Here is a 26,439-nt window from a genome sequence, read left to right as displayed (position 1 = left end):
TGGCGAATTGCGGCCGGGATCTCAAGGGAGTGGTGGGATCCGCACCCTGCCTACGGTAGTGGGTGTGGAGAGATCGGTCGCGCCAAGGTGCGCCCGACGGGGCGTCAGGTCGAGGCGGCGGGTCAGGCGATCAGGTGCCTGCTGGTGCGTGCGGCCCACGCCCATGGGAAAGTGGCTGATTCCCAATCGGTTCGGAGCATCTCGTACTCGACTTCGCCGCGTTCCGATCCCGCGATCGATGTGTCGGCGCAGTCATGCAGGCGGATCAGCCGCAGGCCACAGTTCTCCATCACCCGCCGTGACGCGGTGTTGACCGCCATCGTGCCGGCGAAGAGCCTGCGAACGCTGCGATCGTCGAACGCTTGCCGGACGAGGGCGCGTGCACCTTCAGTCGCCAGACCTCGACCCCACATGCTGCGGCACAGTCGGTAGCTGAGCTCGAACTCTGATTCGGACGAATGGCGTGGTGCGCGGACGGCAAACCATCCGATGAAGCTGCTGGCCGGCTCGGGGTGACCCACCGACCGGGCTGCGACCAGGTCGAGTCGGTCGAGCGCGACCCAGAGTCCTGCGCCGTTGCGATGTGTGGCCTCGGCGACAGCTCGCGGGATCGTCCATTGCTCGATGACCTCACGCGGCGTCGGAGTTCCGCCGGTGACATACCGCATCACGGCCGGATCGCTGTCGAGTTCTACAAGCTGGTCGGCGTCGCGGTGCGACACAGGCCGCAAGACCAGGCGGTCGGTCTCGATGATCAACAAATTCCCCGTTTCGAAAGCGCGCTTGCGGGCACCATACATTCTCGATGCCGTCGGCGGTACGCATTTGCTTGCGTGTCCTGCCGCGACCGCTTGAATGCGACAGGTCGCACACACCGAGCCCCTACACTGGCATACGTGTCCGTTCAGGTGGTACTCGTTTGACGTCGGTGGCCGTGGTCGGGTCCGGTGTGTCCGGACTCACCGCCGCGTATCTGCTCCGCGGCAACCATGAGGTGACGCTGTACGAGAGCGACGATCGACTCGGCGGTCATGCCCATACTCACACCCTCGGCTCCGGGCAAGCGTCGGTTCGTGTCGACTCAGGTTTCATCGTCCACAACCAGCGCACCTATCCGCTGCTTCGAAAGCTGTTCTCGGAGTTGGGGGTTGATGTGGTTCCCGCCGAGATGAGCATGAGCATCAATGATCGGCCGTCGGGTGTTCAGTACGCCGGCGGCCGGGGATTCGCGGGGATCTTCGCCCAGAAAAAAAGGATCCTCGATCGTCGCTTCGTAGGGATGTTGTTGGAGGTCAAACGATTTCATCGGGTCGCGGCCGCCCACCTCGCCGGGGCCGATGACAGCGACCTGCGCACGTATGGGGAGTTTCTGGCGCACCACGGCTTCTCTGATTACTTCATCCGGATGTTCGCGATCCCGCTGGTGTCCTGCGTGTGGTCGACCGGGGCGTCGGCATCGCTCGATTACCCCGCGCGCTACCTGTTTGCGTTCCTCGACAACCACGGGATGCTGGCCGTCAAGGGTTCGCCGCAGTGGTACACCGTGCGTGGCGGGTCCCGGACGTATGTCGAGCGCATCGGCACACTCCTCGACGACGTGGTGACCGGCGCGCCGGTCACTCGCATCCAACGCGACGATCACGGCGTGCGGATCAGTGCCGGGGGCCACCCTGACAGGTTTTTCGACCGCGTGGTCATCGCAACACACGCCGACCAGGCACTCGGGTTGTTGGCCGACCCGTCCGCGTCCGAGAAGCAGGTTCTCGGAGCCTTTGGCTATTCGGCCAACGAGACGATTCTGCACACCGACGCTTCGCTGATGCCCACCGCAACGCAGGCGGGTGCCAGTTGGAATTACCTCACCCCGGCGGTCGGCGCCGTCGACTCACCGCCGGTGGTGACCTACTGGATGAACCGCCTGCAAAGTCTGCCCGGCCCCACCCAGTACTACGTGACACTCAACGGCCGGGATCGGATCGATCCGGACTCGATCATCGCGACCATGGCGTATACCCATCCGGTGTACACGCCGGAAGCGGTTGCCGCGCAGAAACAACTGCCGGCGTTGTGCACTGGTCAGACGGCGTATGCGGGCGCCTATCACGGCTGGGGCTTCCATGAAGACGGTTGTCGGTCGGGGGTGGCGGCCGCGGCACATTTCGGGGCGGTCTGGACATGAGCGCCGCGGCGGATCTACCACCGACCCCGGCCATTGTGCCGGGGCGGGTCCGGCATCTGCGACGGACGCCGCTGCGACACGGATTCGATCATCGCGTCTACCAATGGCTGGTCGACCTCGACGACCCGCCTCGGTTGCCCAGAATGTTGCGTCCGTTTGCCCGGTTGTACGCCAAGGATCACCTGGGAGATCCGGGTCCGACGTCCGAGATGACCGATCCGCGAGCCCAACTGCTCCGAATCAAGAGCAATGTGGAGAATTTTCTGGCGGTGCGCGATGTCGACTTCGGCACTGAAAGGCGTGTGCTGATGCTGGCCAACGCGCGGGTGCTCGGATACGTCTTCGATCCGTTGACCGTGTTCTGGTGTTATTCGGGCGAGACGCTGCGCGCGGTGGTCGCCGAGGTGCACAACACCTACGGTGAACGCACGGCGTATCTGCTCGAACCCGAATCCCGGGCCGCGACCCTGCGGACGCAGGTGCCGAAGCATTTCTATGTGTCACCGTTCAACGACGTCTCCGGCGACTACGACATCTCCGTTCGTCTCGATTCTGAGCGCGTCGGTGTGTCGATCAGTCTGCTTCGCGCGGGTACCGCGGTGTTCACCGCAAGCTTCGATGGTCGCCCGGTCGCCTACACGCCGCGTCGGCTGACCCGCACTCTGATCACCAATCCGTTCATGCCACAACGTGTTTCCGTCCTCATCGCACTGCACGGTGTCTGGTTGTGGCTGCGCCGACTCCCTGTTCGCGCCCGGCCGGCGCATACCCCACCCGAAGGAGTTTGATGTCCGACCTGGCTGAACCTGTGCAGTTGCCGGAGATGGCGGAGCCGTTCTGCCTACGCCGCCCCATACTCGGTGGTGTCTGTTTCCTGGCGAGTTTTGCCCAGTTCTTCGTGAATCAGGCCGTCCGGCGTACGCCGGTACAGGTCAGTTATCCCGACGGAACCGTCCGCGGCGGTGGCGATGCGTCGAGCCCACGGCTGGAGGTCGTCCGGCCCAAGGCCCTGCACGAACGGATGGGTCACAATCCGAAGATCGGCCTCGGTGAGGCGTACATGGCGGGTGATTGGCGGGTGGCCGACGGCAGCGATCTGGGGGAGGCGCTGACGCCGTTCGCGGCGCGCCTGACGGCGTTGGTCCCCGAACCCTGGTGGAAGCTCCGGATCTTCGTGGACACCAGGATTCCGCACCGCCACAAGAACACCCCCGAGGGTTCGCGTCGCAACATCGGCGCCCACTACGACCTGAGCAACGACCTCTTTGCCACCTTCCTCGATCCCACGATGACGTACAGCTCGGCGATGTTCGACCCGCAACGGCCCGCTGCCGGTCAGGATCTCGAGCAGGCCCAGTACCGCAAACTCGACGCAATACTCGACCAGGCCGGGGTCACGGCCGGCAGCCGGGTTCTGGAGATCGGAACCGGTTGGGGAGCGTTGGCGATCCGGGCTGCCGGCCGCGGCGCGCACGTGACCACCGTGACGCTGTCGACCGAACAGCTCGAGATGGCCCAGGATCGTGTAGATGCCGCAGGGGTGGCGGACATGGTCGACATCCGGCTGCAGGACTATCGGGCCGTGACGGGACAATTCGATGCGATCGTGTCGGTCGAGATGATCGAGGCGGTGGGTGAGGAGTTCTGGCCGACCTACTTCAGCAAGATCGATTCGCTGCTCGCGCCCGGCGGCAAGGTCGCCATCCAGGCGATCCTAATGCCGCATCAGCGAATGTTGGCCACCCGCAAGTCATTCGGATGGATTCAGAAGTACATCTTCCCGGGTGGGCTGATCCCGTCGTTCGAGGCGATCGAGAACACAGTCGCTGCGCACACCTCGCTGCGTGTCACGCAGCGCCACGATTTCGGTCAGGACTACGCCGAGACGCTCCGGCGGTGGCGGGCATCGTTCACACAACACCGGCAGGCCGTGGAGCAGTTGGGTTTCGACGAGACCTTCATGCGGATGTGGGAGTTCTACCTGGCGTATTGCGAGGCCGGTTTCGCCTCGGACTACCTCCAGGTCAGCCAGATCCAGATGCAGAGGTGACCGGCATGACATCGAATCTGGCCGGCAAACGGGTATGGGTTGTCGGAGCGTCGAGTGGCATCGGCGCCGCCACGGCCCGGACACTGGTCGAACGTGGTGCCCACGTGGCCATCTCGGCGCGCCGCGACACCGAACTCCGGGAGGTGGCCGGCTCGGCGATGACCGTTGCGGTTGCCGATGTCGCCGACCGGGCATCGGTGGACTTCGCGGCGACACAGGTGCGTGAGGCACTCGGCGGCATCGACATGGTGATCATCAACGCCGGGTTCTGGGAGCAGATGGATGCCACCGAGTGGGACCGCGACCTGTTCGAACGCCACGTACAGGTGAATCTGCTCGGGATGAACAACTGCGTCGGAGCGGTTCTTCCGCAGATGGTGGCCGACGGTGCCGGAACGATTGTCGGTGTCGCGTCGGTGGCCGGGTATCGCGGACTCGGTGGGGCAGAGGCCTACGGCGCCACCAAAGCGGCCCAGATCAACATGCTCGAGGGTATGCGTGTTGCCCTGCGCCGGAAGGGTGTTCGCGTCGTGACCGTCTGCCCGGGTTTTGTGAAGACCGGCCTGACGGAGTCCAACACCTTTCCCATGCCGTTTCTCATCGAAGCCGGCGAGGCAGCCGAATCGATCTGTCGCGGGCTCGAACGCGGTCAGATGGAGATCGTGTTCCCGGTACCGATGGCCGCGTTGATGAAAGTTGCGCGGCTACTTCCAGTGCGTTTGTGGGCACTGCTGTTCGGTCGCGCGACCTAGTCGTGCCACCTGGTCGCGTCGACCTCGATTGGTCGCCGATTATTCTTCGGCTCGGCCGCGGTCGGTATGTCCAGGGACCCGCCGACGCGAGGAGACACGATGGCCATCCGACCGACCACACGATTCGATGAGCGGTTCAGTCGTCCCGGAGCATCGCCGGCCGACTGGGAGTCGACATCGGACTTCCTGCAGCGGGCGGAGCTGTACTGGGTGACAACGGTGCGCCGCGATGGCCGTCCGCACGGAACTCCACTGGTCGGGATCTGGGCCGGCGACCGCTTCTACTTCTGCAGCGGCCCGGATGAGCAGAAATCCCACAATCTGGCAGTCAACGATCAGGTGACCGTGACGACCGGCGTGAACACCTGGCAGCGCGGGTGCGACGTGGTGATCGAGGGCGGATGTGTCCGGGTCACCGACCCGTCCGAGCTGGTGGCCATCGCCGGCGCGTTCTTCGACAAGTACGGCGAGGAATGGGCGTTCAAGCCCTCTGAAGGTGGCTTCGGGACCGGCGACGATTTCGCGTTGGTGTTTCGCGTCGAACCGCACAAGGTGCTCGCTTTCGAGAAGAATCCGCACGGGCAGACCCGCTTCGACTTCAAAAGTCGCTGACCCACTACTGTCACAACGGTGAATGACACCCCCGGGCCCACTGAAGTCTCGTTGCAACTGCGCTTCGGCGATATGGACGTCAACCGCCACGTGAACAACGTGCAGTACGCCAGGCTCTTCGAAGAAGCCCGGGTGCGTTCGGTGTCCGGTTGGGTTCGTGACGGATACGACCAGGTGGCCATCCACCTCGCCCGTCAGGAGATCGAGTTCGTGACGCCGCTGTATTACACCCCCGAGCCGGTCACCGCCCGGGTCTGGGTGAGTCGGCTCGGTGGCTCATCCTTCGACTTCGGAAGCTCGCTCGCCGACCCCGACGGAAAGATCGTCGCGCTGTGCGAGACCACTGTGGTGGCAGTGGATTCCGAAACCGGCAAGATTCTGCCGATCTCAGAGGAGATGCGGGCCTTTCTGAAATCGAAGTCCGCGGATCCGGTTCCGCTACGCCGTCGGTCCTGACGTCCGTCTCGCGGTCGACCTTCGGTGGTGTCGGGCGTTGGTGTCGGGTGTTCGTGATAGACCGGGGTTGACAACCGGAAGGGGCCCTGCGTGCTGACATTGCACCGCGCCGAACGCACCAGCACGTTGGTCGGTGCGCTCGCCGAGATCTTGATGACCGCACCATCCGACCCGTTCGCCCGCGAACTCGTCGCGGTACCGGCGCAGGGTGTCGAGCGGTGGTTGACGCAGCAGTTGTCGACCCGCCTGGGCGCCACAGTTCCGGCCGCCGGCGACGGTATCGCCGCCAACATCCATTTCCCCCATCCCGCCGCGCTGGTCGATGACGTGATGGCCAGGGCCAGTGGTGTCGCGTCGGGTCAGTTCGACAACGATCCCTGGTCGACCGGCCGGATGCTGTGGACACTGTTGTCGGTCATCGACGATGCCGTCAACGATCCGGAGTGCGCGATCCTGGCCCGGCACCTGGGGCATTCCGCCGACAAAGGCGCTCGGGGTCCCGGGTTTCGGATCGGACGTCGATACGGAACCGCGGAGCATCTGACCGCACTGTTCCGGGGGTATGGAACCCATCGACCGCAGATGATCATCGACTGGTACGGCGGCACCGACACCGATGGTGCCGGTGAGGCACTCGATCCGGATCAGCGGTGGCAGGCCCATCTCTGGCGGCTGCTGCGTGAGCGCATCGACTCGCCGAGTCCGCCGGAACGGCTCGAACAGGTCTGCGCGACGCTCGTCGAACGGGCTGATGCGGTGGACCTGCCGGAGCGGTTGTCGCTGTTCGGCGTCACCCGGCTCAGTACCGAACAGCTGCGGGTATTCGCGGCGCTGGCCACGCATCGCGACATCAATCTCTTTCTGCCGCACGCCAGCCCGGTGATGTGGCAGAAGTTGCGCTCGGGGTCTGTGCCGATCCGGCGCGGCGATGTTCTCGTGCGCGACATCGAGCATCCGCTGCTCGCATCGTTGTCCCGTGAGGTGCGTGAGCTCCAGATCAATCTGTCGGCGGTCGCCGCCGACGATGTCCACCACGTCGACGATCGCGCGGGCGGTGGCACGCATCTCGAGCGTCTGCAGGATGCATTGCGCACCGACCGGATCGCCGAACCGGGCGGGCGCGCCGACGGCAGTGTGCAGGTTCATTCCTGTCACGGTGCCGCCCGTCAGGTCGAGGTGCTGCGCGAACTCGTCCTGCGACTGTTCCAGGATGACCCGACGCTTGATCCGCGCGACGTGATCGTCATGTGTCCCGATGTCGAAACCCACGCACCGCTCATCCGGGCGGCGTTCGGCCAGGTGAGCCCCTCACATCCCGGCCACGAACTTCGCGTTCGGCTGGCCGACCGGGCCTTGCGGCAGACCAACCCGCTGCTGGATGTGATGACCGATCTGCTGTTGCTGGCCGGCGGACGCGTCAAGGCCAGTGAAGTACTCGATCTCGCGGACACACCGCCGGTGCGGACCCGATTCGGATTCGGCGATGACGACCTCGAACGTTTGCGGCAGTGGACCGCCGAATCCGGGGCCCGCTGGGGCATCAACGACACGCAGCGAAAATCATTCGGGCTCGGTGGTTTTCGTCAGAACACATTCGATGCCGGCCTCGACAGGATCCTCTTGGGTGTCGCTGCCGACGAAACCGAACTCGGCTGGCTCGACACCGCTTTGCCACTCGATGATGTCGACAGCGCCGACGTCGAACTCGCCGGCAGATTCGCCGAGTTCATCAGTCGGCTCGACACCGCGCTGACGAGTCTGCGTGGACCGCGGCCGGCAACCCAGTGGGCCGAGAACCTGGCCACCGCACTCGATCTGCTCACCGCGGTGCGTCCGGCCGACGCCTGGCAACGCGGTCAGGCATTGCGTGAACTGGCGTCGGCCACCGAACACGGCGGCGACACGACCGTGCGGCTCGCCGACGTCCGGGCCATGTTGTCGCATCGGCTGGCCGGGCGTCCGACCAGGGCCAATTTTCGGACCGGCGAACTGACGGTCTGCACGATGGTCCCGATGCGGGCGGTCCCACACCGGGTCGTCATCCTCCTCGGCCTCGACGACGAAAGCTATCCGCGTGTCGGCGGTATCAACGGCGACGACATCCTGGCCCGCAATCCCTGTGTCGGAGAACGTGATATCCGCAGCGAGGATCGTCAGCTCCTGCTCGACGCGACGATGTCGGCTATCGACAAGCTCATCGTCCTGTACACCGGTACCGACCCGGTGACCGGACTGCGCAGGCCACCGGCGGTACCGGTGGGGGAACTGCTCGACACGGCCGACGCGATGCTGGCCGATGACGGGACCGTGCTCATCGCACATCCGTTGCACGGTTTCGACCCGGTGAACTTCGCGGCGCACGCGCCATTCAGCTTCGATCGCACTGCGCTCGCCGGGGCCCGGGCCACCCAGTCGGTGCAGGTGTCCGAACCCGGATTCCTGGCGAAGCCGTTGCCCGAGGCCACCGGTGATGTGGAGTTGCGGGATCTCATCGCCTTCGTCGAACATCCGATGCGGGCCTTTTGCCGCCAACGGCTGGGAATGTACCTGCCCGGCGACGACGAAGAACTCAACGATGTACTCAGTGCGGACATCGACGGGCTGGGCAAGTGGGCCATCGGCGATCGGATGTTGCAGGCCAGGCTCAGCGGGGTCGAGGCCGACGCCCTGCGCGGCGCCGAACTGCGGCGCGGCACACTGCCACCGTTCCTATTGGGCAGCAAGGTGTTCGGCGAGATCTCCGGACTGGTGGAGTCGCTGGTCACCGTGGCGGCACCGTTGTATGAAGCCCATCCGGAGGTGATCGACGTGACCATCGATCTCGGAGATGGCCGGCGGCTGACCGGGACGGTCCCGTCCGTGCATCGCGGGACCCTGGTCCGGACCATCTACTCCAGGCTCGCCGCCAAACACCGACTGGCGTCCTGGGTCGGCGTGCTGGCGCTGGCCGCATCCGGCGCCGATGTCACCTCGTCCGTCGTGGTGGGTCGGGGGTCGTATGGCCGCGTCCGCCGTTCGACACTGACCGCTCCGCCCAATCCGGTTGCGGTGCTGCGTCAGATCGTCGATCTCCGGGATCGTGGCCTGCGGTCACCGCTTCCTTTGCCCACGGCCGCCGCTGCCGAATATGCCGATCGCCGGCATCGTGGTGACGACACCGTCCTGGCACTGGACGCCGCCGACAAGAACTTCGGGAACCAGTTCGGCGGCGACGGCCAGGACGTCTACGTCAGATATCTGCACGAAGGTGACTTCTCAACGGTGGTCGCCGAGCGGGCGGCAGCCGAAGAACGCGACTGGGATGAGCACGGATCTCGTTTCGCGGCCTCCGCGATGCGGTTGTGGACACCCCTGCTGGACTCGGAACAGGTGCGCTGAGAGATGATCCAAAGCCCCATTGCGCCGGTCACTTTTGACATCACCGGTCCGTTGCCCCGCGGCACCACGGTGCTCGAGGCCAGTGCCGGTACCGGCAAGACCTATGCGATCGTCGGCCTGGCGGCCCGGTACGTCGCTGACGGCATTCCGCTGTCCGACCTGCTGCTGGTCACCTTCAGCCGCTTCGCCACGGCCGAACTTCGCGAACGAACGAGACTGCGGCTCACCGGACTGGCCACCGCGCTCACCGACCCGGTGGCCGCGAAGAAATCGCAAGACCCACTGGCCGCGATGCTCGCAACCGGTCCGGCAGACGAGGTGGACCTTCGGCGCAGCCGGCTGGCGAATGCGGTGTCCGACTTCGACGCTGCCACCATCGCCACCACCCACACATTCTGTAGCCGCATGCTCGACGGACTCGGTGTGGCCGGGGATTTCGAGAACGACATCACCTTGGTCGAGGACGTCAGCGACCTGATCACCGAGGTCACCGATGATCTGTACCTGCACCGTTTCAGCGGAAACGGTGCCGCGCCGTTCAGTCTTGCCGACGCACACTCGTTCTGCCGGCAGGCGGTCTTCCAACGTCAGGCGAAGCTTTCGCCTGACACGGATCCCGATACCGACGAATACCAGCGGATCGATTTCGCCACGACGGTGATGGGCGAGGTCGAACGCCGCAAGCGCCAGACCAACATTCGCGACTACGACGACCTGCAGATCCTGCTGCGCGACGCGCTCGGTGATCCTGAGCACGGAGAGCGGGCATGCCGCCGGGTACGGAGCCGATTCCAGGTGGTGCTGGTCGATGAGTTCCAGGACACCGATCCGGTGCAGTGGGACATCTTTCGGCTCGCATTTCACGGCCAGACCACCCTGGTCCTGGTCGGGGATCCCAAGCAGTCGATCTATGCCTTCCGGGGGGCCGAGGTGTTCAGCTACCTCGAAGCCGTGCGAGCCGCCGACAACCATCAGGCGCTGCCCACCAACTGGCGCAGCGATGCAGACCTGGTCGAGGCGCTCGACCGGGTGTACGGCGGTGCGGCGCTGGGCAGCCCGGAGATCGTGGTCCACGACGTCGGGGCGACACACACCGAGTCGAGAGTGCCTGGGCAGACCCCGCTGCGACTGCGGTACCTGAACCGCAGAGGTCACGGACCGTTGGGCAAGAGCGGGTTCCCGGCGCTGGATCGTCTGCGACGATCGGTCGCCGACGATGTTGCCGCCGACCTCACCCGGCTCCTGAACTCGCGGACGCCGTTGCGAGGCACCGGCGATGAACGTCCGGTGGCACCGGGAGATGTCGCGGTTCTGGTCCGGAATCACAAGCACCTGACCATGATTCAGGCGGCGTTGGACGCCAGGGGAGTGCCGTCTGTGCTCGCCGGTGGTACCAGTGTCTACAGCACGCAGGGCGCGCTCGACTGGTTGTGGCTGCTGCAGGCGATGGAACAGCCGAGCCGCAGCGCACGCATCCGTCTGGCCGCACTCACCCCGCTGCTCGGATGGACTGCCACCGAACTCGATTCCGGTGCCGACGGACTGACCGCGGATATCAGCGCGCTGATCCGTGAGCTCGTCGCCGTCTACCACGAGTCGGGGTTTGCGGCCGTGTACGAACATCTCTCCGGCGTCCGCGATGTGCCCGGTCGCGTGTTGTCCGTCATCGGCGGGGAGCGTCGCCTCACCGACCTGACGCATGTGGCCCAGCTCTGCAATCGTGCTGTCGTTGAGGAAGGTCTGGGGTTGACGGCACTGGTGCGGTGGCTCCAGCAATCCATCAACGACCCCGGTGCCGGCAACCAGGGGGAGCAGAGCCGTCGCCTCGACAGCGATGCGGCGGCCGTGCAGTTGCTCACGGTGCACCGGAGCAAGGGGCTCGAGTTCCCGATCGTCTATGTGCCCTACGGCTGGGATGGGGCGCAACACCCCTCACCGGATACCTTCCTGCTCCACGACGAGTCGGGTCGGCGACTGCTCGACATCGGCGGCCAGGACGCCCCCGGCTACCGCAACCGTCGGGAGGCCTCCGCCACCGAGGACAACGGTGAAGAACTGAGACTCTTGTACGTGGCGCTGACCCGCGCGGCGTCGGCAGTTGTCCTGTGGTGGGCGCCAGGGACATCGGCGCGGTCGTCGCCGCTGCACCGATTGCTCTTCAGCCGGGACCGGACCAACCCGGATCCGCGGCCGGTGGTGCCCGACGATGCCAAGGTGGGCCAACATCTGACGGCCTGGGGTGAGTCTGCGGGCGCTCATGTGCGAGTCGAGCCGGCCGACTACGGATCGGAGGGAGACGCGCCCTGGATTCCGCAGCGGTCTGCGGCCGGCGAGCTGGCAGTCGCGCACTTCACGCGCCGGATCGACCACACCTGGCGGCGTACGTCGTATTCGGCGCTGGTGGCCGGTACCCATCATGAGCCGGCGGTGACCAGCGAGCCGGAGTCGACGGACAAGACCGATGAACAGGTCGCCGAACCTCTCGATGCGCCGGTGGCCGACGGCACTGAGGAACTCGCGTATCCCTCGCTGATGAACACGCTGCCGTTCGGTGCGGCGTTCGGAACCCTGGTCCACGAAGTGCTCGAGGTCATCGACACCGATGCCGACGATCTGGCAGCCGAAGTGGCAACGCGCTGCCGGGAGGCGGTGGCGATGTGGATGGCAGATGCCGATCCCGCGGTACTGGCGACCGCATTGTTGGCAGTCCTGCAGACACCGCTCGGCCAGGAACCGGAAACGACACTGGGGCAAATCGCCACGCGGGATCGACTCGCCGAACTCGACTTCGAGTTCCCCCTCGGTGGCGACGAGGCCACCACGCTGCGCGAGATCAGCGATCTGATGGCCACTCATCTCGCAGCCGACGACTTGCTCGCCGGTTATCCGGAACACCTTCGCGGCGTGCAGGTGCCACCGCTGCGAGGATTCCTTGTCGGCAGCATCGATGCCGTCCTGCGGCTGCCCGGCAACCGGTTCGTCATCGTCGACTACAAGACGAACCGGACCGCGCGAGGAGATCTCAGCGCGCTCGACTACACGCCGGAGCGGATGGCGCGCGAGATGATCAATTCGCACTATCCGTTGCAGGCCCTGCTCTATTCGGTTGCACTGCACCGATATCTGCGATGGCGCTTGCCCGGCTACGATCCCGAGGTCAATCTCGCCGGCGCTCAATATCACTTCGTGCGCGGCATGATCGGCCCCGACACCCCGGCCGGATGTGGTGTATTCCAATGGCATCCGCCGGCATCCCTGATCACCTCGGTCTCTGAACTGATCTCCGGAAGGACAGCGGTGCTGTGACGATCGACTTCGACGCGCGGATCGCGGTCAATGCCCATCCCACACTGGTTCCGTTCAACGCGGCCGGTGTGCTGAGTGCGGCCGATGTGCATGTGGCGCAACGGCTGGCGGCCTTGAGCAGGTCGGACGTCGAACCGGATGTCCTGCTGGCCACCGCACTTGCGGTACGGGCCGTGCGGTTGGGTTCGGTCTGTGTCGAGATCGACAGGTTGTCCGAGGTCGCCTTAGATGAGGACGAGTTCGGCGTCGACCCCGATTCACTGCCGTGGCCGGCACCGGCTGACGTCGTCGCCGCGCTCGAGGTCAGTCCGTTGGTGACGGGATCAACGTCCGGACCTCTTCGCCCACTCCATCTCGCGAAGACCCCGGAAGGTCCGTTGCTGTACCTGCGGCGGTACTTCCTGCAGGAGCAGCGGATCCGGGAGCTCCTCGACGAACGTTCGCACAGCCATCCGGAGATAAATGCCGACCGACTGCTCAACGGTCTGCGCAGGCACTTCCCCGAGGCGGGGACCGACCGGCAACGTATCGCTGCCGCCTTGGCCAGTGCCGGCTGGACCACCGTCATCGCGGGCGGACCGGGCACCGGCAAAACCCATACGGTGGCGCGGGTATTGGCCTTGATGTTCGACGAGTACGGCCCCTCGCTGCGGGTGGCACTCGCTGCGCCCACCGGACGGGCCGCGGCCCAGTTGGAGGAGTCGGTGCGGTCGCAGGCCGGCGAACTCGGTATGCCCAGCGACCTCACCGCGACCACGTTGCACCGTCTGCTCGGCTGGAAACCGGGGAGCCGCAGTCGATTTGCCCACGACGCGGACAACCGGCTGCCCCACGAGCTCGTGGTCGTCGATGAGACGTCGATGGTTTCGCTCACCATGATGGCGCGGTTGCTCGACGCCTTGCGGCCGCAGACCCGGCTGGTCCTGGTGGGTGATCCCGATCAGCTGGCCTCGGTTGACGCCGGTGCGGTCCTGGCCGATCTGGTTCACCGACCGGTCACCGAACAGATCAATCCGATGCTCAAAACCTTGATCGAATCAGATCTGCTGGACGACCACGACGATCCCGACGCCCTCGACGAGCAGGAGCGCGCGCGGCTGGCCGGCGGAGTCATCAGACTGACCAAGGTGCGCCGATTCGGCGAACAGATCAAGCAATTGGCCGCGGCGGTGCGCGATGGTGACGCCGATTCGGTCATCGGATTGCTCGCGGCCGGACACAGCCAGTTCGAATTGGTGGATCCGAGCGACCTGGCCTCGGTCCGCGACGACATCGTCACCACGGCCGAACGGATGCGACGTGCAGGTGCCGACGGTGATGCGCAGACAGCCCTCGCCGGCCTCCACACACATCGGCTGCTGTGCGCGCACCGCCAGGGCACGTCCGGTGTCGAACACTGGTCGCGGCAGGCCATGGAATGGATCGGTACGACAGCCGGTGCCGACGACTGGTATCCGGGTCAGCCGTTGCTGGTCACGGCCAACGACTACGACGCCGGTATCTTCAACGGGGACACCGGGGTAGTGGTGAGCAGCGGCGGACGGTTGATGGTCGCGTTCAGACGTGGATCCGCGGTGAAGCTGCTGCATCCCTCGCAGCTCGTGGCCGCGGTCCCGGTGTACGCGATGACCATTCACCGCAGCCAGGGGTCGCAATACGAGTCGGTATCCGTGGTCATTCCACCCGATCGCTCCGCACTACTGACGCGGGAATTGCTGTACACGGCCATCACCCGAGCGAGTGGTCATGTCCGGCTGATCGGTACCGAGGAGTCCATCCGCGCCGGAGTCGAACGAAAAGTGTTGCGAGCCAGTGGACTACGGACGTCCGTCGACTGAATGAGGCGTCCCGGAAAAATCCAGGGCATCGAGGGGATCCGCGGCCAACGGCATGCGCAGGAACCATTCGTTGCGGATCACCTGGCGCCGGACCTTCTCGGGCAGTTCCTCCAGCATCGTCAACGCGCCGCCACGGTCCATCTCGGTGCGATGAGCCTGGAGCGCTTTCCATTTGATGTCGAGCCATGTCGACACATCGATGGTGGTGTCCACCATCTCGTCGGGTACTCCCGGCAATGGTCCGGCCGGGCGGGCGGCCTTGCGAATCGCCGGCCACAGCACACTGGTGGCCGAATGCGGCATCGTGGCGAGATAGAGCAGGCGGGTGCGCCAGGGCGGTCCCGCCTCCGGATACAACTGGGGGAACGCAGCCGCGCCGATCGCGGCAACGGTCACCCGATGTGCCCGAACGTGATCGGGATGCCCGTACACGCCGAGTGGGTCATACGTTGCGATGGTGTCGGGCCGGAATCGGCGGATATGGGCGACAACCTCTCCGACCACCTGGTCGAACGGGGCATCACAGAACGCCGGTTGCCCGGGTGCCGACTCGGGGAAGGGCCGGTCCGCGTAGCCGAGCAGTAGAGGCGGATCAGCCTTCAACAGCTTCAGCGAGGCCGCGACCTCGGAACCGCGAGAGGTGCCTTCCGCCCAGGTGCACGTGATGACCGCCGTGCGTCCGCCACGTTCTGCGCAGCGGGCCAGCACCCCGCCGGTCCACAGCGCCTCGTCGTCGGGGTGCGCATGAACACAGAGCAAACTGGGATGGGGCACGTGGCCCACCCTAACCCGGCGACCATTCGAAACAGCCTCGTTGGATTTGGTAGCGGCAATTTCCGAGACTTCTTGGTTCGGAGCAGTACCTTATAGTCCGGTTTCGCGACTATTGTCAATTCATGTCGAAAAGTGCAGGCACGTCGTCGTCCAATATCTTCGCGAAACGCTCGCCGGCCACCTGGGTGGCCGTGATCCTTGCTGTGGTCGCGGTGGTCTTCATCTTTCAGAACCGCGATTCGGCAGATATCAATCTGTTGTGGGTCGAGGTCAGTTCTCCATTGTGGTTCATTCTTCTGGTTGTTTTCGTAGTCGGCTGGATCGTCGGGATCCTGACGATGCGTGGCCGGACCAAGAGGAAAGAGTCGGTGGCCAAGTAGGCGACCGGACCGGTGCACGGGTGACCCTGCGCGCTGCGGCCGGTGGCTCCGCAGCGCACACTGACAGTCATGGCAATCATCAACAAGGGGTTCGGTTCCCGGCGCCGTCAGAAGGACGAGCGGATTCCGCCGGGACAGTATCTGACGCGCGACTTCCCGGTCCTGTCGGCGGGGCCGACGCCGCTGATAGACAACGCGGAGTGGACGTTCGAGATCGATTTCCTCAGTGGGGAACGCAAGAGTTGGTCCTGGGAGGAGTTCATGTTGCTCCCGCAGGAAGACATCACTGTTGACATCCATTGCGTGACGGCGTGGTCGAAGCTGGAGACCACATGGCGAGGTGTGTCGCTCGACGTGCTCCTCGGCGACGAGGTGGATCCCGACGGATTCCTGATGGCGCAATGCCATGGCGGGTATACCACCAACGTGCCGCTGGAGGACGTGCTCGACGGGAAGGCATGGATTGCGCACACCTATGACGACGAGCCGCTGGAACCCGAACACGGTGGACCCGCTCGACTGCTGATTCCGCACCTGTATTTTTGGAAGTCGGCCAAGTGGGTCAGTGGGCTCACCGAGATGGCCGAGGATGTTCCGGGATTCTGGGAGAGCAACGGCTATCACAATCATGGTGATCCCTGGAAAGAGGAACGGTATTGGTGAATGGTTGGCGGCCGGCGACGGTTGTCGCGGCGTCCATGGAGACGCCGACCGCCCGGACCCTGCGACTGCAGGTACCCGATCGCGGTCGGGTGCTACCGGGGCAGCACATCGATATCCGTCTGACCGCCGAGGACGGCTACCAGGCCGTGCGGTCCTATTCGGTGGCAGCAGCGTTCGGTGACGATCTCGTCGAGACGACAGTGCAAGAACTCCCCGACGGCGAGGTTTCGCCGTACCTCATCGGCGACCTGGCCGTCGGTGACCAATTGGAGGTGCGCGGACCGATCGGTCGTTGGTTCATCTGGAAGTCCGCGGACCCCGCACCGGTGCAATTGATCGCCGGAGGTTCGGGTGTGGTGCCGTTGATGTCGATGATCCGGGAGCGCGAGTCGGCCGCCACGAGGGTGCCTTTTCGCCTCCTGTACTCGCTGCGCAGCCCGGAAAACGGTTACTACCGAGACGAACTCGATCGGCTGTGCTCAGCCGGAAGCCTGAGGGTCGACTATGTCCACACCCGGAGCGCGCCGGATGGCCGGCGGCCGGGACGGCTGACCCAAGACGAATTGGCGTCGTTGGTGATCCCGGTCGAGCAGAAACCCGAGTTCAGGGTGTGTGGACCCACGGCGTTTGTGGAACAGTGTGCCCGGTGGCTCCTCGATCTGGGATACCCCGCGAACACGATCAGGACTGAAAGGTTTGGCGGATGACATCCCGACCGGATCCGGCACCGCAATTACACGATCCGCGGTGGCGGGCATTTGCTTCGGACAACTACGCCGGAATGCTCCCCGAGGTGGTCGCCGCGCTGGTCGCGGCCAACGGAGGTCACCAGCCCTCCTACGGTGATGATGTATATACCGAACAGTTGAGATCCGTCGTCCGGAGCGAGTTCGGTACGCGGGCCGATGTTTTCCCGGTCTTCAACGGGACGGCCGCCAACGTGGTGAGTCTGACGGCAATGTTGCCGCGATGGGGTGCGGCAATTGTGGCCGAGTCCGCGCACGTCCACAACGACGAGGGCGGTGCCCCGGAGCGGGTGAGTGGGATCAAGCTCCTCACCGTGCCGACGGTCGACGGAAAGTTGACGCCGGATTCAATTGCGACGCAGGCCTATGGTTTTGGTGATGTGCACCGCGCACAACCGTTGGCCGTCAGCTTGACGCAGTCGACCGAGCTGGGGACGTTGTATTCGGTGGACGAGATCGCGGCCGTCTGCGAGTACTCGCACCGGCACGGGATGCTGGTTCACGTCGACGGCGCGAGACTGTGGAATGCCGCTGAAGCGCTGGGGCTTTCACTCGGCGAGTTCACCACCGCCGCGGGTGTCGACGTGGTCAGTCTCGGTGGCACCAAGATAGGCGCGTTGGGTGCGGAGGCGGTGGTGGTCATCGATCCGGATGCGGTCAGCGGCACCGATTACATCCGCAAGCTCAGCATGCAGCTTTCCAGCAAGATGCGGTTCGTCTCGGCGCAGCTGCTCGCGCTGTTCGACGGCGATACGGCGTTGCAGGCCGCGGCGAATGCCAATGCGATGGCCGCCCGGCTGCGCGGACATCTGGAGGGGACACCCGGCCTCACCATCACCCAGCCCACGCAGGCCAACGCCGTGTTCGCCGTGCTCGATCCGGCGGTGGCGGAGCGGGTTCGGGCAGTGTGGAAGTTCTACACCTGGGACGAGTCCACCGGCGAGGTCCGGTGGATGTGTTCGTTCGACACCACGGCCGAGGATGTCGACGAGTTCGCCGCTGCGATCAAAGCCGAACTCACTGCCGGCTGAGGCAGGATCACGCGTGAACGGCGCTCGGGTCACCGCCGAGTTGGTGGCGTAGCACCTCATCGACCTCTGTCATCCGGAACCGGTGGCCCACTTCTTCGAGGCGTGCGGGTGCCACTCGCTGGTTGGCGAGGGCCAGCTCCCTGGCGCCCTGCGAACCGAGGATCATTTGTGGGCCCAGACGAGGGACCGGGATGACAGCCGGCCGGTGCACGGCGCCGGCCAGCGCCGCGGTGTACTCCTTGTTGCGCACCGCGCCCGGTGCCACCGCGTTGACCGGCCCGGACAGTCGATCATCGACGATTGCGCGGTAGTAGATGTCGATGAGGTCGTCGATGCCGATCCAGGACAGCCACTGGTTTCCGTCGCCGAGGCGTCCGCCCAGTCCCAGGGTGAACAGCGGTCGCAGCAGTTTGAGAGTTCCGCCGGCTGCGGCCTGCACGACACCGGTTCGCACGTTCACGACTCGGGCTGCCTCGACCGCCGGTGCTGTGGCGTCTTCCCAGTCGGACACCACGTCGGCGAGGAAACCGTCTCCGCGCGAGGAGCTTTCATCGAGAACCGCATCACCGCGGTCATAGCCGTAGAACCCGATGGCGGACGCACAGACAAAAGTGGGTGCGGGTGTGGTGGCGCCGGCAATGCGCGCGAGTGCCTCGGTGGGTGCGATCCGGCTGCCGGCGATCTCGGATTTGTGTTCGTCATTGAATCGCCCGGCGATCGAGGCCCCCGCGAGATGCACCACGGCATCCACCCCGGCCAAGAGGTCGTCGGCGGGATCGGCGGGGTTCCAGCGTCGTTCGTCGGGTCCGTCAGGGGCGCGCCTGACCAGTGAGATGACGCGGTGGCCGCCGGTGGTCAGCAACGACCGCAACGCGGTTCCGACAAGTCCCGACGCACCGGTCATCGCGATCGTGAGCGGCCTGCCTGCCAGTGGCAGGGCCCAGGCGTGGGTGGCGAGGTCATCGGCCAATTGCCGGTGCCGATAACGAAACATCGGGCGCAGCAGCGGTTCGGGCACCGGGGTGTCGACGGTGTCGGTGACCCGGGTGGTCTGTGGGTCGACCTCGGAGAATCCATGGTGATGGGTCCACGTCATGACGGTCCGCAACGGCCACGAATCGAGTTGATCGACAAACTGATTCGGCGGGTGGAATCGGGACGGCTGGTGTTTGGCCACCCACTTCAGGCCACATCCGAACGACAGCACGGCGGTGCCGTCCTCGAGGGAGTGGGCCTCCCGCACCAACGATGGTGGTGCCCACGGCGGGGAGAGGCGTGCGAAGGCCCCTGGCCTGCTGTGCCAGGCGAACACCTCGTCGATGGGTGCGGAGACCGTGCTCGTGTACGTGATGCCCATTGGCCCAGGCTACGCATGGACACGCACCGGCTACGGCGCTTCCCAGTGCGGGTCTCGGCCCAGTAGTCCGAGCAACCGGTCCTGGAGCGGTGCGTCGTCCGGCACTTCCACGATCGGCCCGAACACAATGATGCCTGGTCCGAAAGCCTCGGGGACACGCATGATGTCGGGCATCTCCTGTGCACCCGGCCATGCGGCTTCGACTTCGGCGGGGTCGATCTCGTGCTCGAACCCGAGGGCCCGGGCAAGGTCCCAGCCGTGCACCACCATGTCGGCGCTGGCCACCCCGTCGACGTGCTCGGCGAATGTGGAAGGACCCATGGGAGTCTGCACCGTGGTCGCGGCCACCGCGGTATCGGCGAGTGCTCGCTCGATGTCGGTGCGGGCGTGGTTGAACGCGCCGAGAGGGTCCGCGTCGACGGTGGGCGCCGGTGAGAGGGACCGGTCGAGCGGGGTGAACACCGCGGCCTGCATGTCCAGGACATGCTGCAACACGTCGGCGGCGGTCCATGCGGTGCACGGCGACGGCGAGGACCAGCGATCCGGCGGCGCGGCTGCGATCACCGCGGCAAACGTTGTGGCGCGGCGGTTGTACCGGTCGGCAATGGATTCAGGACCGCTCATCGGTCGACCTCCCTGGGTCGTAGGACGTACCCGGTGTAACCATAATCGGTTCCGTGGTCGCGCCGGATGTTTATCTCCTGACCGACAAGGTCCAGGTCTGCGGCAGCGTCGGGCCGCTCCTGCTGCAGTTCGGCAATCCGCAAGGCCAACGGAATGTAGTACTCGTCCCAGTCGGTGTCGGGCAAGAGATAGGTCGCAGCGATTGTCCAGCCGAGTTCCATTGCAGCGGAGACATTCTCGCCGGTGGTACGCATCTCCGGATAGCCCGAGTTCCAGAACTCCGCAGCGCGCGGCGCGGGGGTTCGGGTGAGCCAATCGGCCTCGGTGAGCACCAGGGCGCCGCCAGGTGCCAGGAGTCGTCGCCAGGAGATGAGAGCGTTGTCGAATCCGATGATGTACGCGGCACCTTCGGCCCACACCAGGTCAAAGGAGTGGTCGGGATAATCGAGGTCTTCCATGGAGGTGTTCGAGACCGTCACCCGGTTGCGTAGGCCGGCAGCTTTGGTTTTCGACACGAGCTCGTCCAGAAACGGCTGATGGGTGTCGATGGCGGTCACCTGCGCACCGAGGCCCGCCAGGACCATGGTGGCAGGCCCGGTGCCGGCGCCGATGTCAAGAATGCGCAATGGGTTGGCCAGGTGCGAGCGGGCGTGCGGCGCCGCGAGGTGAAACAGCAGTTCCGTTGTCGCGTCGGAACCGGGGGCCTCGCGCGGCAGGCTGTCGTGCGCTGCGAAGAACAGATCTTCGATCATGACGCGGATGCTGCCACCTTGCCCGGCGACCGGCAACGCGTTTTTGGGTCGTCAGCCCTGCTGGGCTGCCCACTCGGCCACGCGCGCGGCGCTTTCCTCGTCGGAAAGGTCCTCCACCCGGGTAATCACTGACCACCGGATGCCATAGGGGTCGCGGATCGATGCGAAACGGTCGCCCGAGGCGAACGTCTGCGGCGCTTCGCGCACCGTGGCACCCCGTTCGACTGCGCGGTCGAACGTCGCGTCGATATCGGGGACATAGAGCGCGAGGGAGTAGCAGTCGGCATCGGCGTCTTGTCGGGGGATCAGGCCATACTGGGGATTGGGGTCGCCCAACTGCAGACGCCCACTACCGAAATCGAGTTCGGCATGCGCCACGATCTGTGTGCCGTCCGGCCCCGGGAACTCGGTGGATTGGGTGAGAGTGGCAGAGAACGCATCCCGGTAGAACGCGATGGCATCGCGGGCAGGGGAGACGACGATGAACGGGGTCAGGGAGGTGAAGCCATGTGGCACACCGTGATGTGTGTACTTTCCGTGAGCTGCGGTTGTGGTGTTCATGGTTTCCATTCTGAACGCCGGCGAAGGGACCGGGCTTGAAGAAACACGACAAGATGGCCGAGTCGCCCACACCGCCGCGGGGGCAATTGAGTCCCGGGCGCGGTGTGCAACTGCACCGAATACCGTTGCCGTCCGGCGAATTACTGCGTCACGTCTGGATCGCGGTATGGGATCTCGACGCGCCGATCCTGCAGCCGGTACTCGAACATCCGGGCGGCAACGTTGTGATCGAATCCGATCGGGCCGCTTTGTATTGCGTGAGCCAGGGGATCAGTGAGCAGAAGTTGCAGGGCACTGGTTGGGCTGCCGCGGTGTTGTTGCGGCCGGCAGCGATCACGGTGATTACGGGCCGGTCGATGGCTCCCGGATCTCGGTCGGGGCCGGCATTGCCGATCGGAACGCCGCTGCCTGTCCCCGGTGACGGCGACCTCGTCCGCGACGTGCGTGCGGTTATGAACGCCGAAGACCACGCGCCGCAGGACAGATACCGGGCGGTGGCGGACCTCTACGAAGAGTGGGGACGGCAGTGGTCGGTTGACGAGGAGGGCATCCTGATCAATCGGGTGGTCGATCTCGTCGAGGATGACGACGGGCCTCGCCGGGTGAGCGACCTGGCCGCCGAGGTGGCCCTGTCCACGCGGGCCCTGCAGCGTGTGACGGTGCATCGGACCGGGCTCAGCCCGAAATGGCTGATCCAGCGACGGCGTCTGCAAGATGCGGCGTTGGCGCTGCGGCGAGGCGACACAACGATCGCCGATGTGGCCGCAGAACTGGGTTACTCCGATCAAGCGCATCTGGCACGCGAGTTCAAAGCCGTCATCGGGCTCACACCCAGTGACTACCTTCGTGACTCGGTTTCCGGCGGGCGCTGATCCGTTAGTCTCCGTTAGTCTCCGTTAGTCAGGAGCGACGTCCGAGGCCAAATATGCTGCGGACCATGGATTCGACAGACGACACCGGTGCCATCGCCCTTTCCGCGATCTCGACAATGGCTTCGACCCGGCCCATGATCTTCTCCATCCGTTCGACCAGGCTGTCCATCGTGGTCACCATGGTGTCCACCCGGGCCAACGTGGTGGAGAAGTCGGTCATGGCGGTGCCGAAGCTGTCGAGTGTGGTTTCGAACCCGGTCATCGCGCGATCGAAGTCCGTCAGCGCGGATCCGAGCCCCTCGATGACTGAATCCATTTGTCCCACAGTGCGATCAGCATTGAGGGCGGCCTGCGCCAGGGTGCGGAATCTTTGTCGGTCGGAGTCGTCTCCGGTGTCCTTGGTTGCCACGGCTCCAGTATCGCCCGCTGCGCCCTGATGTGGGTCTGGATGACGCAATGGAGTCGTCTTGCCGACGTTCGACGTCGCTTTCCCTATGCTCACAGGAGACGTGGATGAACAGGGATTGCAATCTCCAGATGACGCATGGCAGGCAGGGGTGTACGGGTGTCCGAGCAGTTTGACGTGATCGTCGTTGGTGCAGGTCTGGCAGGTCTGGTTGCAGCTCACGAGTTGGTCAAGGCCGGCAAACGGGTGGCCATCCTCGATCAGGAGAACGAGCAGAACCTCGGCGGCCAGGCATTCTGGTCGCTGGGTGGATTGTTCATGGTGAACTCGCCGGAACAGCGTCACCTCGGGATCAAGGACTCACTGGAACTCGCCATGGCCGACTGGCTCGGATCGGCCGGCTTCGATCGGGACCGGGAAGACCACTGGCCTCGTCAATGGGCCGAGGCCTACGTCAACTTTGCTGCCGGTGAGAAGCGTTCGTACCTCCACGAATTGGGTCTGAAGGTGATGCCCACCGTGGGTTGGGCCGAACGTGGATCCGGGTCGGCGAGTGGGCATGGGAACTCGGTGCCGAGGTTCCACATCACCTGGGGCACAGGTCCTGAGGTGGTCCGGGTGTTCCGGGAGCCAGTCCTCGCCGGCGCGGAGAAGGGCCTGGTCACCTTCAAATATCGGCACCAGGTGGACGGGATCATCGCTGAAGGTGGGCGAGCGGTAGGTGTCCGCGGAACGGTTCTGGTCCCGTCGACCGAGTCGCGCGGGGTCTCGTCGAGCCGAGAACGCGAATCAGACTTCGAGGTTCGGGCACAAGCGGTTGTTGTCACGTCGGGTGGCATCGGCGGCAATTTCGAGCTGGTGAAGAAGAATTGGCCCGTAGATCGGTTGGGTCCGGCGCCCGAGCACATGATCACCGGCGTTCCCGCACACGTTGACGGGCGGATGTTGCAGATCACAGAGGATGCCGGTGGCAGCGTGGTCAACCGGGACCGGATGTGGCACTACACGGAAGGCATCCAGAATTGGGATCCGATCTGGCCGAACCACGCGATCCGCATCATTCCCGGTCCGTCGTCACTGTGGCTCGATGCCACCGGCAAACGATTGCCGGTGCCGAACTTTCCCGGATTCGACTCGCTCGGCACGTTGGGGACGATCACGCGAGGTGGCCATGACTTCACCTGGTTCATCCTCACCCAGGCGATCATCGAGAAGGAGTTCGCGCTATCAGGGTCGGAGCAGAATCCCGACTTCACCGACAAAGATTTCAAGCTACTTCTGCAGCGGGTGAAGAAGGGCGCGACAGGTCCGGTCGAAGCATTCAAAGAACACGGCGCCGACTTCGTGGTTCGCGATAATCTGCGCGACCTCGTTGCAGGCATGAACGAGATCACCCCCGGACCACAGTTGGACTATGACCAGGTGGCCGCCGAAGTCCACGCCCGCGACAGTCAGATCGAGAACAACTACACCAAAGATCTGCAGATCATGGCGATCCGCAATGCGCGTAACTATCTCAGCGACAAACTGATTCGGGTGGCAGCACCGCATCGCCTCGAAGATCCCAAATATGGCCCGATGATCGCTGTTCGCCTTCACCTGGTGACGCGCAAGACCCTGGGTGGTCTGGAGACCAATCTCGACTCACAGGTGATCCGTCCGGATGGCAGTGTCTTCGACGGTCTCTACGCCGCAGGTGAGGTTGCCGGTTTCGGTGGCGGCGGTGTTCACGGATACAACGCACTCGAAGGCACCTTCCTGGGCGGCTGCATCTTCTCCGGTCGCGCGGCCGGCCGCGCTCTCGCGCGAGATCTGGGCTAGCAGCAAACTCATTTCCTATTGATGTCGTACCGCTCCTATAGTCTCGAATCTATGTTCGGTATGGGGGATGAATCCGCTGGTGGGGACGCAGAAATGGGTCCTGAAGAGCTGCGTGCGAATGAGCTGCTGCACGACTCCGAGCTCGCGCGAGCGCAGCAGGGTCAACTGGAGTGGAAGCGCTACACCGTAGCGGCGGAGTTGCATGCTTTGTTGGTGGAACCGTCGGCGGGGACCGAGGCCGAGATGCGGGCGATCGATCCGTTCGCCCAGTGCGCGGCGAGACTGTCTGCCTCACAGGAGATCACGCAGCACACTGCGGAGTTGCAGATCAATCGGGCGTTGGCGTTGCGGGATCGTTTGCCGGAGGTGAATGCACGTCTGAAGGCGGGGCGGGTGGCTGCCGAGTACATTCCGGACATCGTGTCGCGGACCGAATTGATCGACGGTTCGCCGCATCGAGCGGACATTGATCAGGCGATCGCCGACGCTCTCAGCCGCCGGGGGTCGTGGTCGAAGAACCGGATGCGGGACATGGTCGACGCGATCATCTTTCGCCGCGACCCCGACCTGGTGCGGCAGGCCCGCGAGGATGCGAAGAACCGGCGTGGGGTGTGGGGCTCGCACGCCGATCACGGCATGGCCGTCCTGGAGGGACAGTCCACCGCTGAAGAGATGACGATGATCATGGCGCGGCTGGAAAAGCTGGCCACGTCGACGTGCAAGGCTGATCCGCGGCGCAAAGCTGATCGGATGGCCGATGCGTTGTTTGCGACGGTGATGGGTCGCGAGTTCGGTTGCCAGTGCCCGGACGACCCCAAACACCCGTGCACCGCCGAGATCGTCACGGTCCCAGCGGATCAGGTGATCTCCGGTGTCGACGTGAAGATCGTGCTGCACGTGATTACTGACCAGGCGACGCTCGAAGGGGCCGCTGAAAATCCGGGGTTCCTCGACGGTCATGGGGTCATCTCCGCGGCCCATGTCCGTGACATCGCTGACCGCACCGAAACAGTGGTGCGGCCGATGGGCAACAAGACTGCTCAACCAGAACCAGAATCAAAACAACCCGAGCCCGAGTCCGAGCCGACTGAACCCGAACCCGCACAACCGAACCCTGAGGAACCGGGGTCGAAGCCTGGCAAGCCGACGGTGTACATGCGGTCGCCGGAGAACCCACCGGTCGGCGACTTCCCCGAGGGCGACAGCGACACCGTTACAGCACCGTTCGTGGTTCCACTGCCGGCCACCCAACCCGGTGACGAGTATCGGCCGTCAGTGGTTCTTGACAGTTACATCCGGATCCGGGATTGCTACTGCATGTGGCCGGGCTGTGACAAGAAGGCGTGGGGCGCTGACCTCGACCACACCCACGAATACAACCACCAGAATCCGGACGCGGGTGGCTGCACGCATCCCTCAGAGATGAAGACGCTCTGCCGTTTTCACCATTTGCTGAAGACTTACAGCGACTGGCTCGACGATCAGTATCCCGATCCCCGGACCGGGCGACCGCGGCTGATCTTCACCACTCCGGAAGGCCGTAGCTACGACGGGCCCGCCTGGACGGGTGATGATCTGTTCCCGACACTTCGGCTGATCGTCTTCGACAATCAACGCGGCTCACCCGGCCGGCCACCACCTACAGCACCGGACTCTCGACAGAAATCACGTACCGTTGTCAAACATGCACGCCGCCAACAAGAACGACTACACAACCGCAGACTCCGCGAAGAACAGGAAAGGAACGACCCTCCGCCGTACTGATTCCACATCTCCTGGTCGCTTCAGTAAGCCAACCGGCTCGGTAGAGGCAGATTTCGCTCGGCCGCGCAGGAACTGCAGTGGCCAGAGCTTGGCGCTGCGATTGCGGGCGATCATCGC

Annotated in this window: 23 protein-coding genes; 16 read left to right on the top strand and 7 right to left on the bottom strand. The window is 64.8% G+C overall.

All coding sequences use genetic code 11. The features are described from left to right. Positions 1-122 precede the first annotated feature (122 nt). Positions 123-800 carry a GNAT family N-acetyltransferase gene (locus tag H290_RS0115070; RefSeq protein ID WP_020107648.1) on the bottom strand — a complete coding sequence of 226 codons (678 nt, stop codon included), beginning with the start codon at positions 798-800 and terminating at the stop codon, positions 123-125. A gap of 119 nt (positions 801-919) precedes the next feature. Between H290_RS0115070 and H290_RS0115065 the strand changes: the two genes are divergently transcribed. The 9 genes from H290_RS0115065 (at position 920) to recD (ending at position 14,571) form a co-directional block, all read left to right on the top strand. Continuing rightward, a complete protein-coding gene (locus H290_RS0115065) occupies positions 920-2,179 on the top strand; it encodes an NAD(P)/FAD-dependent oxidoreductase (RefSeq protein WP_036519089.1) in 1,260 nt (419 codons plus the stop codon). Next, positions 2,176-2,967, top strand: coding sequence for a DUF1365 domain-containing protein (locus H290_RS0115060; protein ID WP_020107646.1), 792 nt, complete (start codon positions 2,176-2,178; stop codon positions 2,965-2,967). The genes H290_RS0115065 and H290_RS0115060 overlap by 4 nt, the downstream gene beginning before the upstream one ends. Next, a complete protein-coding gene (locus tag H290_RS0115055) occupies positions 2,967-4,229 on the top strand; it encodes a cyclopropane-fatty-acyl-phospholipid synthase family protein (RefSeq protein ID WP_020107645.1) in 1,263 nt (420 codons plus the stop codon). Before H290_RS0115060 ends, H290_RS0115055 begins: the two co-directional genes overlap by 1 nt. Positions 4,230-4,234: 5 nt before the next feature. Further along, positions 4,235-4,981: an SDR family oxidoreductase gene (locus tag H290_RS0115050; RefSeq protein WP_036519158.1), complete on the top strand. Its 747-nt coding sequence runs from the start codon at positions 4,235-4,237 to the stop codon at positions 4,979-4,981. Positions 4,982-5,080: 99 nt separating this feature from the next. Beyond that, positions 5,081-5,593, top strand: coding sequence for a pyridoxamine 5'-phosphate oxidase family protein (locus H290_RS0115045; protein ID WP_020107643.1), 513 nt, complete (start codon positions 5,081-5,083; stop codon positions 5,591-5,593). An 18-nt stretch (positions 5,594-5,611) separates the two neighbouring features. Continuing rightward, positions 5,612-6,049, top strand: a complete 438-nt coding sequence (locus H290_RS0115040) for a thioesterase family protein (protein WP_020107642.1) — start codon at positions 5,612-5,614, stop codon at positions 6,047-6,049. A 90-nt stretch (positions 6,050-6,139) separates the two neighbouring features. Next, the gene (recC, locus tag H290_RS0115035; RefSeq protein ID WP_020107641.1) at positions 6,140-9,427 is read left to right on the top strand and encodes an exodeoxyribonuclease V subunit gamma; all 3,288 of its coding nucleotides are present in this window, start codon (positions 6,140-6,142) and stop codon (positions 9,425-9,427) included. A 3-nt stretch (positions 9,428-9,430) separates the two neighbouring features. Next, on the top strand, positions 9,431-12,733 hold the full coding sequence (locus H290_RS0115030) for a UvrD-helicase domain-containing protein (protein ID WP_020107640.1): 3,303 nt from the start codon (positions 9,431-9,433) through the stop codon (positions 12,731-12,733). Then, entirely contained in the window at positions 12,730-14,571 is a 1,842-nt protein-coding gene (gene recD, locus H290_RS0115025; protein WP_020107639.1) for an exodeoxyribonuclease V subunit alpha, read from the top strand. The genes H290_RS0115030 and recD overlap by 4 nt, the downstream gene beginning before the upstream one ends. Here the strand turns inward: recD and H290_RS0115020 are convergent. Beyond that, positions 14,551-15,345 carry a PIG-L family deacetylase gene (locus H290_RS0115020; protein ID WP_020107638.1) on the bottom strand — a complete coding sequence of 265 codons (795 nt, stop codon included), beginning with the start codon at positions 15,343-15,345 and terminating at the stop codon, positions 14,551-14,553. The two genes, recD and H290_RS0115020, sit on opposite strands and share 21 nt — an antisense overlap. A 122-nt stretch (positions 15,346-15,467) precedes the next feature. Between H290_RS0115020 and H290_RS0115015 the strand changes: the two genes are divergently transcribed. The 4 genes from H290_RS0115015 to H290_RS0115000 all read left to right on the top strand — a co-directional run bounded on the left by H290_RS0115015 (position 15,468) and on the right by H290_RS0115000 (position 18,165). After that, positions 15,468-15,725, top strand: coding sequence for a lipopolysaccharide assembly protein LapA domain-containing protein (locus tag H290_RS0115015; RefSeq protein ID WP_020107637.1), 258 nt, complete (start codon positions 15,468-15,470; stop codon positions 15,723-15,725). Positions 15,726-15,794: 69 nt separating this feature from the next. Continuing rightward, positions 15,795-16,388, top strand: a complete 594-nt coding sequence (locus H290_RS0115010; protein WP_020107636.1) for a sulfite oxidase-like oxidoreductase — start codon at positions 15,795-15,797, stop codon at positions 16,386-16,388. Beyond that, complete coding sequence (locus H290_RS0115005) at positions 16,385-17,095, top strand: ferredoxin reductase (protein ID WP_028463222.1); 711 nt, start codon at positions 16,385-16,387, stop codon at positions 17,093-17,095. The genes H290_RS0115010 and H290_RS0115005 overlap by 4 nt, the downstream gene beginning before the upstream one ends. Beyond that, complete coding sequence (locus H290_RS0115000; protein ID WP_020107634.1) at positions 17,092-18,165, top strand: low specificity L-threonine aldolase; 1,074 nt, start codon at positions 17,092-17,094, stop codon at positions 18,163-18,165. Before H290_RS0115005 ends, H290_RS0115000 begins: the two co-directional genes overlap by 4 nt. A gap of 7 nt (positions 18,166-18,172) precedes the next feature. Here H290_RS0115000 and H290_RS0114995 read toward each other — a convergent pair whose 3' ends face one another. Genes H290_RS0114995 through H290_RS0114980 form a run of 4 tightly spaced genes read right to left on the bottom strand, consistent with a single transcriptional unit; the run spans position 18,173 to position 21,468 of the window. Next, positions 18,173-19,522 (bottom strand): TIGR01777 family oxidoreductase, encoded by a 1,350-nt coding sequence (locus H290_RS0114995; RefSeq protein ID WP_020107633.1) that lies wholly within the window; start codon positions 19,520-19,522, stop codon positions 18,173-18,175. 30 nt (positions 19,523-19,552) lie between these two features. After that, positions 19,553-20,146, bottom strand: coding sequence for a TIGR03086 family metal-binding protein (locus H290_RS0114990; protein WP_020107632.1), 594 nt, complete (start codon positions 20,144-20,146; stop codon positions 19,553-19,555). Continuing rightward, positions 20,143-20,898, bottom strand: coding sequence for a class I SAM-dependent methyltransferase (locus H290_RS0114985; protein ID WP_028463221.1), 756 nt, complete (start codon positions 20,896-20,898; stop codon positions 20,143-20,145). The genes H290_RS0114990 and H290_RS0114985 overlap by 4 nt, the downstream gene beginning before the upstream one ends. A 51-nt stretch (positions 20,899-20,949) precedes the next feature. Further along, the gene (locus H290_RS0114980; protein ID WP_020107630.1) at positions 20,950-21,468 is read right to left on the bottom strand and encodes a VOC family protein; all 519 of its coding nucleotides are present in this window, start codon (positions 21,466-21,468) and stop codon (positions 20,950-20,952) included. A 26-nt stretch (positions 21,469-21,494) separates the two neighbouring features. Here H290_RS0114980 and H290_RS28655 point away from each other — a divergent pair, with 26 nt between their 5' ends. Beyond that, positions 21,495-22,331 (top strand): AraC family transcriptional regulator, encoded by an 837-nt coding sequence (locus H290_RS28655; protein ID WP_020107629.1) that lies wholly within the window; start codon positions 21,495-21,497, stop codon positions 22,329-22,331. Between the two features lie 28 nt (positions 22,332-22,359). Here H290_RS28655 and H290_RS0114970 read toward each other — a convergent pair whose 3' ends face one another. Further along, positions 22,360-22,740, bottom strand: a complete 381-nt coding sequence (locus tag H290_RS0114970) for a hypothetical protein (protein WP_020107628.1) — start codon at positions 22,738-22,740, stop codon at positions 22,360-22,362. A gap of 156 nt (positions 22,741-22,896) precedes the next feature. Between H290_RS0114970 and H290_RS0114965 the strand changes: the two genes are divergently transcribed. Both H290_RS0114965 and H290_RS28650 read left to right on the top strand, forming a co-directional pair. Beyond that, positions 22,897-24,558, top strand: coding sequence for an FAD-binding dehydrogenase (locus H290_RS0114965; RefSeq protein WP_028463220.1), 1,662 nt, complete (start codon positions 22,897-22,899; stop codon positions 24,556-24,558). Between the two features lie 93 nt (positions 24,559-24,651). Next, entirely contained in the window at positions 24,652-26,322 is a 1,671-nt protein-coding gene (locus tag H290_RS28650; RefSeq protein ID WP_231373706.1) for an HNH endonuclease signature motif containing protein, read from the top strand. The last annotated feature ends 117 nt before the right edge of the window (positions 26,323-26,439 follow it).

Source organism: Nocardia sp. 348MFTsu5.1, assembly GCF_000383535.1.
Taxonomy (GTDB): domain Bacteria; phylum Actinomycetota; class Actinomycetes; order Mycobacteriales; family Mycobacteriaceae; genus Williamsia; species Williamsia faeni.
The sequence above is the reverse complement of the archived record's forward strand: the minus strand, read 5'-3'. Positions and strand labels throughout refer to the sequence as shown.